At 38.5% G+C, this 15640-nt stretch carries 13 protein-coding genes and 3 riboswitches; all 13 genes read left to right on the forward strand.

The genetic code is table 11. The features are described from left to right. Positions 1-298 precede the first annotated feature (298 nt). Positions 299-413, forward strand: a riboswitch (SAM riboswitch). Positions 414-610: 197 nt separating this feature from the next. Beyond that, positions 611-718: riboswitch (SAM riboswitch) on the forward strand. 90 nt (positions 719-808) lie between these two features. The 13 genes from GHT08_RS01525 (at position 809) to gpmI (ending at position 15619) form a co-directional block, all read left to right on the forward strand. Beyond that, a complete protein-coding gene (locus tag GHT08_RS01525) occupies positions 809-2605 on the forward strand; it encodes a PLP-dependent aspartate aminotransferase family protein (RefSeq protein ID WP_163579163.1) in 1797 nt (598 codons plus the stop codon). A 26-nt stretch (positions 2606-2631) separates the two neighbouring features. Beyond that, positions 2632-3639 carry an aliphatic sulfonate ABC transporter substrate-binding protein gene (locus GHT08_RS01530; protein WP_163579165.1) on the forward strand — a complete coding sequence of 336 codons (1008 nt, stop codon included), beginning with the start codon at positions 2632-2634 and terminating at the stop codon, positions 3637-3639. A gap of 60 nt (positions 3640-3699) precedes the next feature. Continuing rightward, on the forward strand, positions 3700-4557 hold the full coding sequence (locus GHT08_RS01535) for an ABC transporter permease (RefSeq protein ID WP_163579167.1): 858 nt from the start codon (positions 3700-3702) through the stop codon (positions 4555-4557). 15 nt (positions 4558-4572) lie between these two features. Continuing rightward, positions 4573-5301 carry an ABC transporter ATP-binding protein gene (locus GHT08_RS01540; protein ID WP_163579169.1) on the forward strand — a complete coding sequence of 243 codons (729 nt, stop codon included), beginning with the start codon at positions 4573-4575 and terminating at the stop codon, positions 5299-5301. A gap of 24 nt (positions 5302-5325) precedes the next feature. Further along, on the forward strand, positions 5326-7011 hold the full coding sequence (acsA, locus tag GHT08_RS01545) for an acetate--CoA ligase (RefSeq protein WP_163579171.1): 1686 nt from the start codon (positions 5326-5328) through the stop codon (positions 7009-7011). A 12-nt stretch (positions 7012-7023) separates the two neighbouring features. Beyond that, a riboswitch (SAM riboswitch) is annotated at positions 7024-7131 on the forward strand. Positions 7132-7207: 76 nt separating this feature from the next. After that, entirely contained in the window at positions 7208-8125 is a 918-nt protein-coding gene (locus tag GHT08_RS01550) for an alpha-hydroxy-acid oxidizing protein (RefSeq protein ID WP_163579174.1), read from the forward strand. A 91-nt stretch (positions 8126-8216) separates the two neighbouring features. Next, positions 8217-9173 carry an L-lactate dehydrogenase gene (locus GHT08_RS01555; RefSeq protein WP_337747089.1) on the forward strand — a complete coding sequence of 319 codons (957 nt, stop codon included), beginning with the start codon at positions 8217-8219 and terminating at the stop codon, positions 9171-9173. Positions 9174-9541: 368 nt separating this feature from the next. Next, positions 9542-9796: a glutaredoxin family protein gene (locus tag GHT08_RS01560; protein WP_163579176.1), complete on the forward strand. Its 255-nt coding sequence runs from the start codon at positions 9542-9544 to the stop codon at positions 9794-9796. Positions 9797-9914: 118 nt separating this feature from the next. Beyond that, positions 9915-10943, forward strand: a complete 1029-nt coding sequence (locus tag GHT08_RS01565; protein ID WP_272953872.1) for a sugar-binding transcriptional regulator — start codon at positions 9915-9917, stop codon at positions 10941-10943. A 38-nt stretch (positions 10944-10981) separates the two neighbouring features. Beyond that, on the forward strand, positions 10982-11989 hold the full coding sequence (gap, locus tag GHT08_RS01570) for a type I glyceraldehyde-3-phosphate dehydrogenase (protein WP_163579177.1): 1008 nt from the start codon (positions 10982-10984) through the stop codon (positions 11987-11989). 134 nt (positions 11990-12123) lie between these two features. After that, positions 12124-13305 carry a phosphoglycerate kinase gene (locus GHT08_RS01575; protein WP_163579178.1) on the forward strand — a complete coding sequence of 394 codons (1182 nt, stop codon included), beginning with the start codon at positions 12124-12126 and terminating at the stop codon, positions 13303-13305. A 20-nt stretch (positions 13306-13325) separates the two neighbouring features. Continuing rightward, on the forward strand, positions 13326-14084 hold the full coding sequence (tpiA, locus tag GHT08_RS01580; RefSeq protein ID WP_163579179.1) for a triose-phosphate isomerase: 759 nt from the start codon (positions 13326-13328) through the stop codon (positions 14082-14084). Continuing rightward, positions 14081-15619 (forward strand): 2,3-bisphosphoglycerate-independent phosphoglycerate mutase, encoded by a 1539-nt coding sequence (gpmI, locus tag GHT08_RS01585; RefSeq protein ID WP_163579185.1) that lies wholly within the window; start codon positions 14081-14083, stop codon positions 15617-15619. Before tpiA ends, gpmI begins: the two co-directional genes overlap by 4 nt. The last annotated feature ends 21 nt before the right edge of the window (positions 15620-15640 follow it).

The following is a 15640-nucleotide window of genomic DNA, read 5'->3' on the forward strand; positions in this document are numbered from 1 at the left end:
TTTTTGCAGAAGGAGAAGTTGCCAGTAAGATCGAAAGGTTGCCAGTAAATACCCCGAAGTTGCCAGTAAAATCGAAAAGTTGCCAGTAAATGCCCCAAAGTTGCCAGTAAAATCAAAAAGTTGATAGTAAACGACCCAAAGTTGCCAGTAATAATGAAGAAGTTGTTAGTAAACAACAGTCACAGTCACATTTTTATTTGATATAATTTTCAGAAAACATATTGACATCATTTTGGCGCCATGCTAAAGTATTAAATAACGAAAGTGAAAAGCGAGTAAACAACTCGGAATTCTATACTTCTTATCGAGAGAGGTGGAGGGATCGGCCCTGTGAAGCCTCGGCAACCATTAAGTGAATCGTCCTTAATACAGGTGCCAATTCCACTAAGCGTATATGCTTAGAGAGATAAGAGAGCGAATATATTTATTCAGTCTCTCTATCTTTAGTATAGGGAGATTTTTTTACGTTAAAAAAGTATAAAATTTTAGCCGAGTGGTAGTTCGACGCAGTGAGAATTTTGAATGTACAAAGTTATAAGTAAAACTAAGGCTTTCGCCACTACTTGGTGATAAGCCAAGTTTTTCTTTAATGCTCAACTAAATAACATCACTCTTATCCAGAGAGGCGGAGGGACTGGCCCGATGACGCCCAGCAACCATTAAGTAACGGCTTAAAAGGTGCTAATTCCTGCAGGATATTTATCCTGAAAGATAAGGGGAAGACTACTGTTCTGTCAGTTAAAGCCTTCTTCTTATCGAAGAAGGCTTTTTTAATTTTCTGAATTTTAACTTGGGGAGGAAATAAATAATGACTAATTTTAAACGATCAACTTACGATCCGGAAACAATTCATCTGCATGGAGGGCAAGCACCTGATCCAACAACAGGGTCACGGGCAGTGCCGATCTATCAATCTACTTCTTACGTGTTCCACGACACAGAACATGCAGAAAGATTATTTGCACTTGATGAGCCGGGGAATATCTATTCGAGAATTGGTAATCCAACGGTAGATGTTTTTGAAAAAAGAATGGCACTACTAGAAGATGGGGTTGCGGCTGTTGCAACTGCTTCAGGGATGTCAGCTATTACTTTATCGATATTAAACTTAGCAAGTGCAGGAGATGAAATCGTCGCAGGGGTTAACCTTTACGGCGGAACGTACAATTTGTTCAATGTAACACTTCCGCGCTATGGCATCAACGTTAAATTCGTTGACCCAACAGATCCTGAAAACTTCAAAGAAGCTATTACGGATAAAACAAAAGCTGTGTACGGTGAAATCATCGGTAATCCAGGCTTACAAGTATTAGATGTTGAAAGAGTATCGGAGATCGCACATGATGCTGGTGTACCGTTAATTATCGATAATACTTTCGCAACACCATTTGGCTGTAAACCTATCACGTTAGGAGCAGACATTGTCGTACACTCTGCAACAAAATGGATTGGTGGCCATGGAACTTCAATCGGCGGCATTATTGTTGATGGTGGACGTTTTAACTGGAATTCTGAAAAATATCCAGCATTTACGGAGCCGGATCCAAGCTATAATGGTATCCGTTATGCAGTAGATTTCGGAACACTAGCATTTATAACAAAAGTACGTGTGCAATTACTTAGAGACTTTGGTGCCGCACTAAGTCCATTTAATGCTTTCCAATTGCTACAAGGACTAGAGACATTGCATATTCGTGTGGAAAGACATAACCAAAACGCACAAGAGCTTGCAGAATACTTAGAGAATAATGAAGCAGTGGAATGGGTTAGATATCCAGGACTTGAAAGTCACCCGTCTCATGAGTTAGCAAAAAGAATTTTAAATAATGGATTTGGTTCGATTATTGTATTTGGTATCAAAGGCGGGCGCGATGCAGGACGTGATTTAATCAACAATGTTGCACTGTGGTCACATGTTGCAAACGTGGGTGATGCTAAATCACTGATTATTCATCCGGCTTCTACCACACACCAACAACTAACAACAGAAGAACTTGAAAAAACGGGTGTTTCGGAAGAGTTAGTTCGTTTATCTGTAGGAATTGAATCCGTGCGAGATATCAAAAATGATTTAGATCAAGCATTAGTAAAGGCAACAGGAATTGGTGAAGAGAAAGAAAAACAAATTGTTGTTAACGATGAAGGTATTATTAAATGGGCATTAAATTCTCCATACGAACGATACATTGAAAATGGTGAAGAAGTAACGCGCCAAAAAACATTAGCTATTGTAGGTCTCAGTGGAAAAGAAGCAAGACCAAGTTACCGTCTGGCAAGAAAAATGCAAAGACTAGGTTACAAAATCATTCCGGTCAACCCGAGAGAAACAGAAATTCTTGGTGAGAAAGCTTATCCAGACTTAAAAAGTGTACCGGTTGAAATCGACATTGTACAAGTATTCCGTAGTCCAGAAGCAGCAGTAGAGATTGCTAAAGAAGCAATAGAAGTAAATCCCAAAGTATTCTGGCTTCAAGAAGGGGTTGTCTCTCCAAAGGCAGAAGAAGTAGCGCTCGAAGGTGGCTTGCAAGTTGTTCATAACCGTTGCACATATAAAGAGGCACAACGTTTAAGAGGAACGATTTCAACATATGCATGTGAAATTTAAGAAAAAATATCTGGGGGATATCTATCATGAAAAGAGTACCATTAATTGATTTAAGAAGTTTTCTTGCAATTGCAGCATTTGGAATTATTATTATTTTGGCAGTTGGCTGTTCATCAGACAGCCAAGCGGACGAAGGAAAACCAACTGAAATTCGTTTAGACTATGCTTATTATTCACCTACAAGTCTTGTATTAAAAGAATTTGGCTGGGCAGAAGATGCATTCGGCGAAGAAGATATTGATGTAAAGTGGGAACTAAGTCAAGGGAGTAACAAGGCAATCGAATTTTTAAACAGTGACAGTGTTGACTTTGGATCAACAGCAGGTGCAGCAGCACTTATCGCCAAATCAAATGACGTACCATTGGAAAATGTGTATATCTATTCCCAGCCTGAGTGGACAGCATTAGTTACTAATGAAGATTTAGGTATTGAAAAAATTGAAGATTTACAAGGGAAAAAGGTAGCAGCAACGCTTGGAACAGATCCATATATTTTCTTAGTTAGAGCACTTGACTCGGTGGGTATGTCTATCGATGATATTGAACTTGTGAATTTACAGCATGCTGATGGTGGAAATGCATTATCTAACGGAGATGTTGATGCTTGGGCAGGCCTTGACCCGCATATGGCAAAACATGAATTAGAATCAGGAGCAGAACTTTTTTATAGAGATATTAATCTAAATACGTACGGTTTCTTAAATGTTCGTGAAGAGTTTGCAGAGAACTATCCAGAATATGTTGAAGAAGTAATTGAACTATATGAAAGAGCACGTGAGTGGGTATTAGAAAATCCAGAAGAAGCAGCAGAATTATTGGCGGAAGAAGCTGATATTAGTATAGATGTTGCGAAAATTCAGTTAGTAGAAAGAACTGATTTGTCTAATCCCATACCTGGAGATGAACATATTGAATCTATCCAAGCAGCTGGTAATGTGTTGAAAAATGCTGGAGACTTGGAAGAAGACGATGATGTCGAAGCATTAACGAATGAACTAATCAATCCAGAATATGCAGAAGTGGTAATCGAATAAAGTAAGATTTCCATTAGTGAGCGTTTTAGAGAAGTTTTAGGAATTTAGGAGGGGCAAAAAATGGCTGAGCAACAAAATAACGTAACGGCTGGCTATGTTAAACCAGCACCATCAGAAGTGAGAGGGAAAAAAGCATCCATTAAGAAGAAAAAAGATTCACTGGTAAAAACCGTGTTTATGGGAAGCATCATTCCTGTCCTTTTCATTATCATATGGGAGATTTTATGTCGTGTTGGTGTTGTCCCTTCTAATCAACTTCCAGCACCGAGTACCATAGTGGAAAAAATTATAAGTATGGCACAGGATGGATCGCTATGGGGACATGTTTGGATTACGACTTATCGCGTACTTGTTGGATTTGTTATCGGAACAGTTGCTGCGATTGTTCTCGGGTCATTTGTCGGTTTTTATAAAAAGGCAGAACAGCTTTTTGATCCGATGATTCAGGCGTTTCGCTCGATCCCATCGCTAGCATGGGTGCCATTGTTTATTTTATGGATGGGGATTGGTGAAACATCAAAAGTTACAATGATTGCAGTTGGGGTATTTTTCCCTGTCTATTTAAATATTGTTAGCGGCATATTAGGCGTAGACCGTAAATTAATTGAAGTAGGAAAAATGTACGGATTAAATACTTTACAATTGGTGAAGCGAATTATTTTGCCAGCTTCTTTACCGTCCTTTTTAGTGGGGATGCGTAGTGGCTTAGGGCTTGGTTGGATGTTTGTAGTGGCAGCAGAACTGATGGGCGCAAGTCAAGGATTAGGATTTTTACTTGTCTTTGGTCAGAATATGTCAAGCCCTGAAACTATTTTGGCAAGTATTATTCTATTTGCGATTATCGGTAAAATCACCGACTGGATTTTAAAGCTAGTAGAAGATCGTTCCTTGCACTGGCAGGATCGTTTAGAGAAATAGGAAGGAGTATTTAATATGAGTCTAGCATTAAGAGATGTAAGCCGTACGTTTAATGGTACTACTGCCGTACAAAATGTTAACTTAGAAGTGAAACCGGGAGAAATTATCGGTTTGCTTGGAACTAGTGGATGTGGGAAAAGTACCTTACTAAGGGCAATATCAGGGCTGGATCCTGAATATGATGGTGAAATTGAAATTAACGGAACCGTATCAAAAGAAATTCATGATACAACAGGCTTTATTTTCCAAGAGCCGAGACTGCTACCATGGTTAAATGTGTTAGATAATGTAACATTCGGATTGACAGGTAGCCGTAAAGATAAGGAAAATAGAGCTATTGAGTATTTAGAAAGTGTAGGTTTAAGGGGAAAAGAAAAGCTTTATCCTCGTGAGTTATCAGGAGGTATGGCACAACGTGTAGCCATTGCGAGAGCACTGGTGACATCGCCAGAAATTCTCCTTTTGGATGAACCGTTTAGTGCATTAGATGCTTTCACAAAAATGCAATTACAAGATTTATTATTAGATGTTTGGAAAAAATATCAATCTACTATTGTATTAGTAACACACGATATAGATGAAGCAACTTATCTATGTGACCGTGTTGTTATTTTAAGAGGGCAACCAGGAGAGGTAGAGAAAGAGATTATGATAGAACAAGAGCGACCAAGGGATCGTGGAAGTGAAGAGTTAGCACATTTAAAATCAGAAATTTTAGAATCTTTAGACTTGAACAAACAGTAACCGGTCTTCAAGGGGGAACATCAAATGACACAGCAGGCAACAACACATATCGCAACTATTAAAGGAGAATATAACCTAAGCAACTATGGCGAAATAAGAGAAAATTTTGATTGGTCAGATGCAAAAGATTTATTATCTGCTGCGAAGACTGGGAAAATTAATGCAGCATATGAAACAATTGATCGTCATGTAGCCGAGGGATATGGTGATAAAATTGCTCTCCATTATATGAATGAGGACGAAAAGCAATCGTATACGTTTAAAGAAGTAAAGGATCAAACTGACCATTATGCTCGCATTTTAAAAGAATATGGGGTAACGAAAGGGGATCGTGTTTTTGTATTTCTCCCTAAAACACCTGAATGCTATATCGCGATCTTAGCAGCTATTAAAGTAGGGGCTATCGCTGGTCCTTTGTTTGAAGCATTTATGGAAGAAGCGGTTAGAGACCGTATCAATGATTGTGCTGGTACTTTACTAATTACTGATCAGGAGTTAGTTAAACGTGTACCGAAAGACGATATTCCTTCACTAGAGTCGATTCTTTTTGTAGAGGATATCGAGAAAGAACCGTTACAACCTGTTGACGGTGATCAGTATGTGGAATGGGTTGACTGGGAGGATGGTTTAATTATTCATTATACTAGTGGTTCTACTGGTAAACCAAAAGGCGTACTACATGCCCATCGTGCAGCACAACATCATATCGTGACAGGAAAATGGGTACTAGATATTAAAGATGATGATGTTTATTGGTGTACGTCTCATCCAGGCTGGGTGACAGGCAGTGTATATGGCTTGTTTGCACCACTATTGAACAGAGCAACCGTTGTGATCCAAGGTGGACGCTTCAGTGCTGAGAATTGGTATTCTTTAATTGAAGAATTAGGAGTAACGATTTGGTATAGTGCACCGACAGCTTTCCGTATGCTTCTGTCAAAAGGGGACCTCTATAAACAATTTGATTTATCATCTGTACGACATGTATTAAGTGTTGGTGAGCCTCTAAACCCTGAAGTAATCCAATGGGCATGGAAGAGCTTAAATGTCCGCATTCACGATACTTGGTGGATGACAGAGACTGGTGGACACTTAATTGTCAACCTTCCAGCTGAAAAAATCAAACCAGGTTCAATGGGCAGACCTTTTCCTGGTGTGCAGGTAGGTATCTTAGATGAAGAAGGTAAGGAGTTGCCTCGAGGTGAAGTAGGTCAACTAGCAGTTCGTACGCCTTGGCCAGGACTAATGAAAGAGATTTGGGGAAACAAAGACAAGTTTAAATCTTATTTTCAATATGAGGGCTGGTATATCTCTGGAGACCTCGCTTTACAAGATGAAGAAGGATATGTCTTTTTCCAAGGTCGTAACGATGACATGATCAACTCTGCCGGTGAGCGTATCGGTCCGTTTGAAGTGGAAAGCAAATTAATTGAACATCCTGCAGTAGAAGAAGCTGGTGTAATAGGTAAACCGGATGAATTACGTGGAGAATTGGTCAAAGCCTTTATTACGTTAAGAGTAGGATATCAACCATCAGATCAATTACTGGAAGACATTCGATTATATGTGAGAAAAAATCTTTCAGCACATGCTGCACCTAGAGAAATTGAAGTAATGGAAGAATTACCAAAAACCAAAATCAGTGGAAAGATTTTAAGAAGGCAATTAAAAGCATTAGAAATCGAAAGAGCTAATAAAATGAAAAACTAAAACATATAGATACTCTTATGAAGAGAGGTGGAGGGACTGGCCCGATGAAACCCGGCAACCTTAAGCAATCCATGCTTAAAAGGTGCTAAATCCTGCAAACTTTAGTTTGAAAAATAAGAGGGAGATAATAGCTTTAGTCTCTCTTGTTTATCAAGAGGGCTTTTTTGTTTCCCTAAATTAATAGGAGGCATATAACATGGTAAAAACAAATGTAAAGGGAAATTTTGTAGCTAGTCTAGAGGAAGTAGCTGAAAAGCAATTATCCGAAACAGCTAAATTATATTTAGATCAAATAACATCCAAGAAAGCAAATGCTACATCATTTATACTTAATAACACTTCACCGTCCAAACTAAAAATCTCTCCACTATTATTAGGTGCAGTAGGTGCGCAGACTTATTTTCACGAAGATGGAGAATTAGCAACTGCAAAAGCTGCCAGTAAGCAAGGTGTTCCTTTTATTGTTAGCAGTCATTCATCCTATAGCATTGAAGAAATTAGTGATGCTGTTCCAGGTAGTGAGCTATGGTTCCAAGCTCATATTTTTCAAGATTTAGAACTTACCAAACATTTTATTCAGCGTGCTGAACTAGCCGGTTATCAGGCAATTATTTTGTCTATATCTAAAGATGAAATTCATTTAAAAGCAGATCAACTAGTGAAAGGAACTACCAACTTTGTTGTTGATCCAATTTTTGCTAAGAAAAATTATGCGAATCAAAGCCCACTAGCAGAACAAGTGGCACAAGAATATCAAAAACGCTATATTAATTGGGAAGAGATTCAATATATAAAACAATTTACAACATTACCGATCTTTGTTTATGGAGACTTGTCATTAGATGATGTTCGTTCAAGTCTGGAACAACAAGTTGATGGGATTATCCTGTCCAATATTAATGAATCTAATTTGGATTTGCTGGAACAGATTAATATTATTGCAAGCGAAAGATTAACCGTTGTCGTTGAAGCAGAAGTGAAGTCGAAAGATGAATTAAACCGCTATTTACAACAAGGTGCTGATGCTATTTCGATCCGAAAGAGTTATATTTACGGATTATCGACATCAGGGGTTTTAGGTGCAGAAGAAGTTATTGCTCAACTATTCACATAATTTTCAGATATCATTGTTTCATAAGTAGTAAAAATGGGATATAGTATAACTATATCCCATTTTTTGATGGAAGGAATGGTTTTTTGTGGCAATACGCAAAACAAAATTAAGAAAAGTAGTCATTATTGGAACAGGCTTAGTCGGTACTAGTTATGCTTATGCGCTATTAAATCAAGGTGTTGTCAATGAATTAGTCCTGATTGATTTGAATCAAGCGAAAGCAGAGGGAGAAGCTCGTGACTTAAATCATGGGATGGCATTTGGAAATCCGATGCGTATCAAAGCAGGAGATTATCAAGAGTGCCATAACGCAGATTTAGTTGTCATTACAGCAGGTGCCAATCAAAAACCGGGTGAAACCAGGTTGGATCTTGTGACGAAGAATGCAAAAATATTTAAAGGTATTGTCGAAAAAGTCATGGATGTTGACTTCCAAGGCATCTTTGTTGTTGCGACCAATCCGGTGGATATATTAACACATTTGACAAGAGAAATTTCAGGCTTGCCGAAGGAGCGCGTCATTGGTTCTGGAACGATCCTGGATACTGCGCGTTTCCGTTATTTATTAGGAGAACACTTTGAAGTCGATCCACGTAATGTACATGCCTATATCATTGGTGAGCACGGTGATTCGGAACTGCCGGTCTGGAGTCATGTACAAATAGGTGGTGTACCTTTAAGTCAATATGCAGGAATCGATAACTTTTATCAAAATCCAGCTATGACAGAGATATTTGAGAACGTTCGAGATGCAGCTTATCATATTATTGAACGAAAAGGAGCAACCTATTACGGTATTGGTCTAGGATTGGTCCGCCTAACAAAAGCGATTTTAAACAACGAAAATGCCATTTTAACTGTTTCCGCAAAATTAGAGGGACAATACGGATTGAATGATCTCTATCTCGGTGTGCCAGTACTGCTAAACGAAAATGGCATCCGTGAAGTAATAGAATTAGAACTGACAGAGAAAGAACAACAACAACTTCACCAATCAGCAGATGTGATTCAAGAAATGATCGACACAGGAATGAAAGCTATAAAGTGAAATGATGATCGGTAAAGGCTTATAGACGATTAGCACCAAACTAGAAATACGGGCTAATTGCGGACATTTGTTCGGTTATTTATGACAAAATCGCCGTTTTTAGGTTGCCTGCGGACATCTATTCCGCTATTGAGCAAAATGGTGCTCATATAAGCTGAAATGACCTGGCATAAGGGATTCAATGTCCGTTAACATCAAAAAAAGTACGTTATTCTGACAAATAACGTACTTAGTGTCCGGTCAACAAACTCAGTGTCGGGTTCCAACTAATCATTAGTTTTTTCGTGATACTTGAAGAGTGAGACATAGAGAGGTTTCATGCAGCAGATTTTGTCGAGAGTTTGTAATCAAGTTAAAGGGTGGGAATGATGAAATTAAAACTATATGGTAAAGAAAACTGTAGCCTTTGTGATCAAGCAAAAGTGATGCTAGAAATGTTGCAACAAGACTATTTGTTTGAAATTGAAGAATTTAATATTTATAATGATGATGTACTGCTAGAAGCTTATCATCTCATGATCCCTGTCATTAAACATGAAGATACGATTGTCGATATGGAGCTAGTCGACATGGAAAAGATCGAAAGTTATCTAAAGAAGAAAAATAATTCAGAAAATAGTTGAGAGATGTTAAGCCATTTGATACAATAATTATGGAAGTTATTTTTTTTGTTCTAAGTGGGACGAAATGCGACTGGGAGGGACAAAAAATCCCCGGCAAATGATAAAGGAGCGTTTCCGATTGAAGGATTTATTAGATATTCAAGAAAAATTGTACCCAGATTTACTCGATATCATGCAGAAACGATATAAAATACTTCATTACATACAAATGATGCAACCAATCGGACGCCGTAGCTTAGCTGACAATATCAAACTAAAAGAACGAGTTGTTCGTAGTGAAATTGAGTTTTTAAGCAAGCATGGTTTTATAATGGTAACTTCTAAAGGAATGCAGGTTACGGACGAAGGGGATACGATTATTGAGAAGTTGTCCTCGTTTATGAGTGAAATTTCCGAATTTCGTGTTTTAGAATCTCAAATTAAGGATAAATTACAATTGGAGCATGTCATTATCGTATCTGGAAATAGTGACACACAACTATCTGTAAAGCAGGACATGGGGAAAGCATGTGTACAGTTTTTAAGTTCCATATTAACTTCCAATCAAACAATAGCAGTTACAGGTGGCACATCGATGGCGGAAGTAGCTAATCAGATGAAGCCATTAGAACATGCTGCGAATTGTACGTTTGTTCCAGCAAGAGGCGGTTTAGGAGAACAAGTAGAAAATCAAGCTAATACCATTTGTGCACAGATGGCTAAAAAAGCAAATGGTAATTATCGGATGTTATATGTTCCTGACCCGTTAAGTGAAGAAACATACCATTCCATCATTGAAGAACCAGCTATTAAGGATATTTTAGAAATGATTCATGATACTAAAATCGTTCTACACAGTATTGGTGACGCATTTACGATGGCGAAACGCCGTAAAGCTTCTGAACAAGTATTAAATAAATTAAGAAGTGGTAACGCTGTGAGTGAAGCCTTTGGCTATTACCTTGATGAGCAAGGAAAGGTCGTTTACAAGGTACGCACTGTAGGCATGCAATTAGAGGAACTCGAAAAAGCACAATATGTTATTGCTGTAGCTGGTGGTTCTTCGAAAGCAAAAGCCATTCAATCATACTTTAAACAAGGGAAAAGTAATGTATTGATCACAGACGAAGCGGCAGCACAGGAGTTGTTAAAGGGTTCATCCCTTTAAATATAAATTATAAAGGATACTTTAAGGAGGAATTAAGCATGGCAGTAAAAGTAGGTATTAATGGTTTTGGCCGTATCGGTCGTAACGTTTTTCGTCAAGCTTTAAAAAATGATGAGGTAGAAGTAGTAGCAGTTAACGACTTAACTGATGCGAATATGCTTGCACATCTACTTAAATATGACTCTGTACACGGAAAACTAGAAGAAGAAGTTTCTGTTAATGGAGATTCTCTAGTTGTAGGTGGCAAAGAAATTAAAGTTCTTTCTGAGCGTGACCCAGCTAACTTACCATGGGGTAACCTTGGAGTAGAAATCGCTGTTGAATCTACAGGTATCTTCACACAACGTGATGCAGCAGCTAAACATTTAGAAGCTGGTGCGAAAAAAGTTATTATTTCTGCACCTGCAAAAGAAGAAGACATTACAGTAGTTATGGGTGTTAACGAAGATCAATACGATCCAGCTAACCACCACGTAATCTCTAACGCTTCTTGTACAACAAACTGTTTAGCTCCATATGCTAAAGTATTAAACGATAAATTCGGTCTAAAACGCGGTATGATGACTACTATTCACTCATATACAAACGACCAACAAATCCTAGATTTACCACACAAAGACTATCGTCGTGCTCGTGCAGCTTCTGAAAATATCATTCCAACAACTACTGGTGCTGCAAAAGCAGTATCTCTAGTATTACCAGAATTAGAAGGTAAATTAAATGGTATGGCTATGCGTGTACCTACTCCAGACGGTTCACTAGTTGACCTTGTTGCAGAACTAGATCAAGAAGTAACGGTTGAAGACGTAAATGGTGCACTTAAAGAAGCAGCAGAAGGTCACTTAAAAGGTATTCTAGGATACTCTGATGAGCCATTAGTATCTGTTGACTATATTGGAAACACTAACTCTTCTACTATTGATGGACTTTCTACAATGGTAATGGAAGGTAATATGGTAAAAGTAGTATCTTGGTATGACAATGAAATGGGATACTCTAGCCGTGTAGTTGACTTAGCTGCATATCTAAAAAAACAAGGACTATAAGCGTAACAAATGAACGGGAGGGGGATTGATCCTCCTCCCGTTTTTGCCTGAAGTTCATACTAGGTTAAACTGTGGGTCCCATACATCCCACCATCGAGATTGCAATATTCAAGTCCTTAAGGAGGTTCATTCGAATGAACAAACAAACAATTAAAGACATTGACGTAAAAGGTAAAAAGGTATTCTGCCGTGTTGACTTTAACGTGCCAATGAAAGACGGCGAAATTACAGATGATACACGTATTAAAGCAGCGTTACCAACTATCAAATACTTATCAGAACAAGGTGCAAAGGTTATCCTTGCCAGTCACTTAGGTCGTCCAGGTGGAGAAGTTGTCGAAGAACTTCGTATGGATGCAGTTGCCAAACGTCTAAGCGATCTAAGCAACAAATCTGTTATTAAAACAGACCAAGTATATGGCGAAGAAGTAAATCAAGCAGTAAGCCAACTAGACGACGGTGACCTGTTATTAATTGAAAATGTTCGTTTTGAGCCCGGAGAAACAAAAAATGATCCAGCTCTAGCAAAAGAATTCGCAAGCATTGCAGATTACTTCGTAAACGATGCATTTGGTGCAGCACACCGTGCACATGCTTCAACAGCAGGTATTGCAGAACATATTCCATCTGCAGCAGGATTCCTTTTAGAGAGAGAATTAGAAGTGTTAGGAAAGGCGTTGTCTGATCCTGACCGTCCATTTACAGCAATTATCGGTGGTGCAAAAGTAAAAGATAAAATCGGTGTGATCGATAATTTATTAGACAAAGTCGATAATTTGATCATCGGTGGTGGTCTTGCCTATACGTTTGTTAAAGCATTAGGACACGAAATTGGAAAATCACTATTAGAAGAAGATAAAATCGAATTAGCGAAAGAATATATGCAAAAAGCTAAAGACAAAGGTGTAAATTTTGTTATGCCTGAAGATGTTGTTGTTGCCGATGATTTCTCAAATGATGCGAATACGCAAATCGTTGATATTGATTCGATCCCAGCTGATTTAGAAGCATTGGATATTGGACCAAAAACTCGCGAAAAATATGCAGATATTGTTAGCGATTCTAAGCTTGTTATTTGGAACGGACCAATGGGTGTATTCGAATTAGAAACATTTGCTAATGGTACAAAAGCTGTCGCAGATGCACTAAGTAAAACAGAAGGTTATACTGTAATTGGTGGTGGAGATTCTGCAGCAGCAGTTGAGAAATTTAACTACGCAGAGCAAATGGACCACATCTCAACTGGTGGCGGTGCTTCCTTAGAATTTATGGAAGGTAAAGAACTGCCTGGTGTTAGTGTACTAACCGACAAGTAATCAAAGGAGAGGTGAAGAACATGCGTAAAAAAGTAATTGCAGGTAACTGGAAAATGAATAAACTACTAGGTGAAGCTGTACAATTTGTCGAAGATACCAAAGACAAAGTAGCTAGTAATGAAAAAGTAGAATCTGTAGTTTGTGCACCTTTTCCTTATTTACCAACATTAGTAGAAAAAACAAAAGGAACCGACCTAGAGGTTGCAGCGCAAAACATGCATTTTGAAGAAAGTGGTGCATTTACTGGGGAAGTAAGCCCAAGTATGCTTGCAGACATTGGTGTAACATACGTAGTGCTAGGACACTCTGAGCGTCGTGAAATGTTTGCTGACACAGATGAAACAGTAAACAAAAAAACTCATGCTGCATTTGCTCATAACTTAGTACCAATTGTTTGTGTTGGTGAAACACTAGAACAACGTGAAGCAAATCAAACGATGAATGTCGTGGAAGAACAAGTAAAAGCAGCACTTGCAGGCCTTTCAGAAGAACAAGTTAAAGAAACGATTATTGCTTATGAGCCAATCTGGGCAATTGGAACAGGAAAAACAGCTACTTCTGAACAAGCTAACGAAGTATGTACACATATCCGTAAAGTTGTAGCAGATGCGGTATCTGCTGCAGCAGCTGATGCTGTTCGTATTCAATACGGTGGAAGTGTCAAACCAGCTAATGTGGACGAATTATTAGCACAATCTGACATCGATGGCGCATTAGTAGGTGGTGCAAGTCTTGAGGCTGATTCCTTCTTACAGTTAGTGGAGGCTGGTACAAAATGAGCCAGAATAAACTAGCAGCACTAATCATTCTTGATGGTTATGCATTAAGAGATGAAGAAAAAGGAAATGCAGTCAAACAAGCTAATACACCAAACTTTGATCGTTACTGGAACCAATTCCCAACAAGCCAATTGACTGCCTGTGGAGAAGCGGTTGGTCTTCCAGAGGGACAGATGGGTAACTCAGAAGTAGGTCACCTAAATATTGGTGCCGGTCGTATCGTGTATCAAAGCTTAACTCGAGTTAATTTATCAATTAAAGACGGCGACTTTTTTGACAATCAAGTATTACTAAATGCAGTAGAACATGCGAAAAAAAATGACAAAGCACTGCACATTTTCGGACTGTTGTCTGATGGCGGTGTACATAGTCATATTGAGCATATGTATGCAGTATTAAAGCTTGCTGCCGACAAAGGTCTTAAAAAAGTATATGTACATGCCTTTTTAGACGGTCGTGATGTTGATCAAAAATCAGCTAAAATCTATATTGAACAAGCTTTAGAAAAAATGAAAGAATATGGTGTCGGAGAGTTCGCTACGATTTCTGGACGTTATTATTCCATGGATCGTGACAAGCGTTGGGACCGTGTTAAAAAGTCTTACGATGCGATGGTATATGGAGAAGGACCTAAATATACTGATCCGTTCGAAGTTGTAGAAGATTCATACAAGAATGAAATCTATGATGAATTTGTCATTCCGTCTGTGATTACAGATGACAATGGGGAGCCAAAAGCTACGATTCAAGATGAAGATTCCGTGATTTTCTATAACTTCCGTCCAGACCGTGCGATCCAAATATCACGTACGTTTGCGAATGAAGATTTCCGTGATTTTGACCGTGGTGACAAAGCACCAAAGAATATTCATTTCGTTTGTTTAACAAACTTCAGTGAAACAGTCGATGGTTATGTTGCTTATGAACCAGTAAATTTGGATAATACGGTTGGTGAGGTCTTAGCACAAAACGATCTAAATCAATTACGTATTGCTGAAACGGAAAAGTATCCACACGTTACTTTCTTCATGAGTGGGGGACGTGAGCAAGAATTCCCTGGTGAAAAGCGTATATTAATCGATTCACCAAAAGTGGCAACATATGACTTGAAGCCGGAAATGAGCGCATATGAAGTTACAGATGCCCTATTAGAAGAGTTGGATAAAGATGAGCAAAATGCGATCATCTTAAACTTTGCCAACCCAGATATGGTTGGTCACTCTGGTATGTTGGAGCCGACAGTTAAGGCAATCGAAACCGTTGATGAATGCCTAGGAAAAGTGGTTGACAAAATCATTGAAAAAGGTGGCCAAGCGATTATTACAGCAGACCATGGTAACTCTGATGAAGTAATCACGCTTGATGGTGATCCAATGACAGCTCATACAACCAATCCGGTGCCAGTCATCGTGACAAAAGATGGCGTAGAGTTGCGTGATGGTGGTATTCTAGCTGATCTAGCACCAACATTATTAGATTTATTAAACGTAGAAAAACCAAAAGAGATGACAGGCGAAAGCCTTATTCAAAAATAATTATAAAAAGGAGAGTTTTAC

The sequence above is a fragment of the Gracilibacillus saliphilus genome, from assembly GCF_010994085.1.
GTDB lineage: Bacteria > Bacillota > Bacilli > Bacillales > Amphibacillaceae > Gracilibacillus > Gracilibacillus lacisalsi.

Excerpts from the sequence above, each read along its gene's own strand:
- GHT08_RS01525 (WP_163579163.1), top strand. The coding sequence starts at position 809 with ATGACTAATTTTAAACGATCAACTTACGATCCGGAAACAATTCATCTG.
- GHT08_RS01530 (WP_163579165.1), top strand. The coding sequence starts at position 2,632 with ATGAAAAGAGTACCATTAATTGATTTAAGAAGTTTTCTTGCAATTGCA.
- GHT08_RS01535 (WP_163579167.1), top strand. The coding sequence starts at position 3,700 with ATGGCTGAGCAACAAAATAACGTAACGGCTGGCTATGTTAAACCAGCA.
- GHT08_RS01540 (WP_163579169.1), top strand. The coding sequence starts at position 4,573 with ATGAGTCTAGCATTAAGAGATGTAAGCCGTACGTTTAATGGTACTACT.
- acsA (WP_163579171.1), top strand. The coding sequence starts at position 5,326 with ATGACACAGCAGGCAACAACACATATCGCAACTATTAAAGGAGAATAT.
- GHT08_RS01550 (WP_163579174.1), top strand. The coding sequence starts at position 7,208 with ATGGTAAAAACAAATGTAAAGGGAAATTTTGTAGCTAGTCTAGAGGAA.
- GHT08_RS01560 (WP_163579176.1), top strand. The coding sequence starts at position 9,542 with ATGAAATTAAAACTATATGGTAAAGAAAACTGTAGCCTTTGTGATCAA.
- gap (WP_163579177.1), top strand. The coding sequence starts at position 10,982 with ATGGCAGTAAAAGTAGGTATTAATGGTTTTGGCCGTATCGGTCGTAAC.
- GHT08_RS01575 (WP_163579178.1), top strand. The coding sequence starts at position 12,124 with ATGAACAAACAAACAATTAAAGACATTGACGTAAAAGGTAAAAAGGTA.
- tpiA (WP_163579179.1), top strand. The coding sequence starts at position 13,326 with ATGCGTAAAAAAGTAATTGCAGGTAACTGGAAAATGAATAAACTACTA.
- gpmI (WP_163579185.1), top strand. The coding sequence starts at position 14,081 with ATGAGCCAGAATAAACTAGCAGCACTAATCATTCTTGATGGTTATGCA.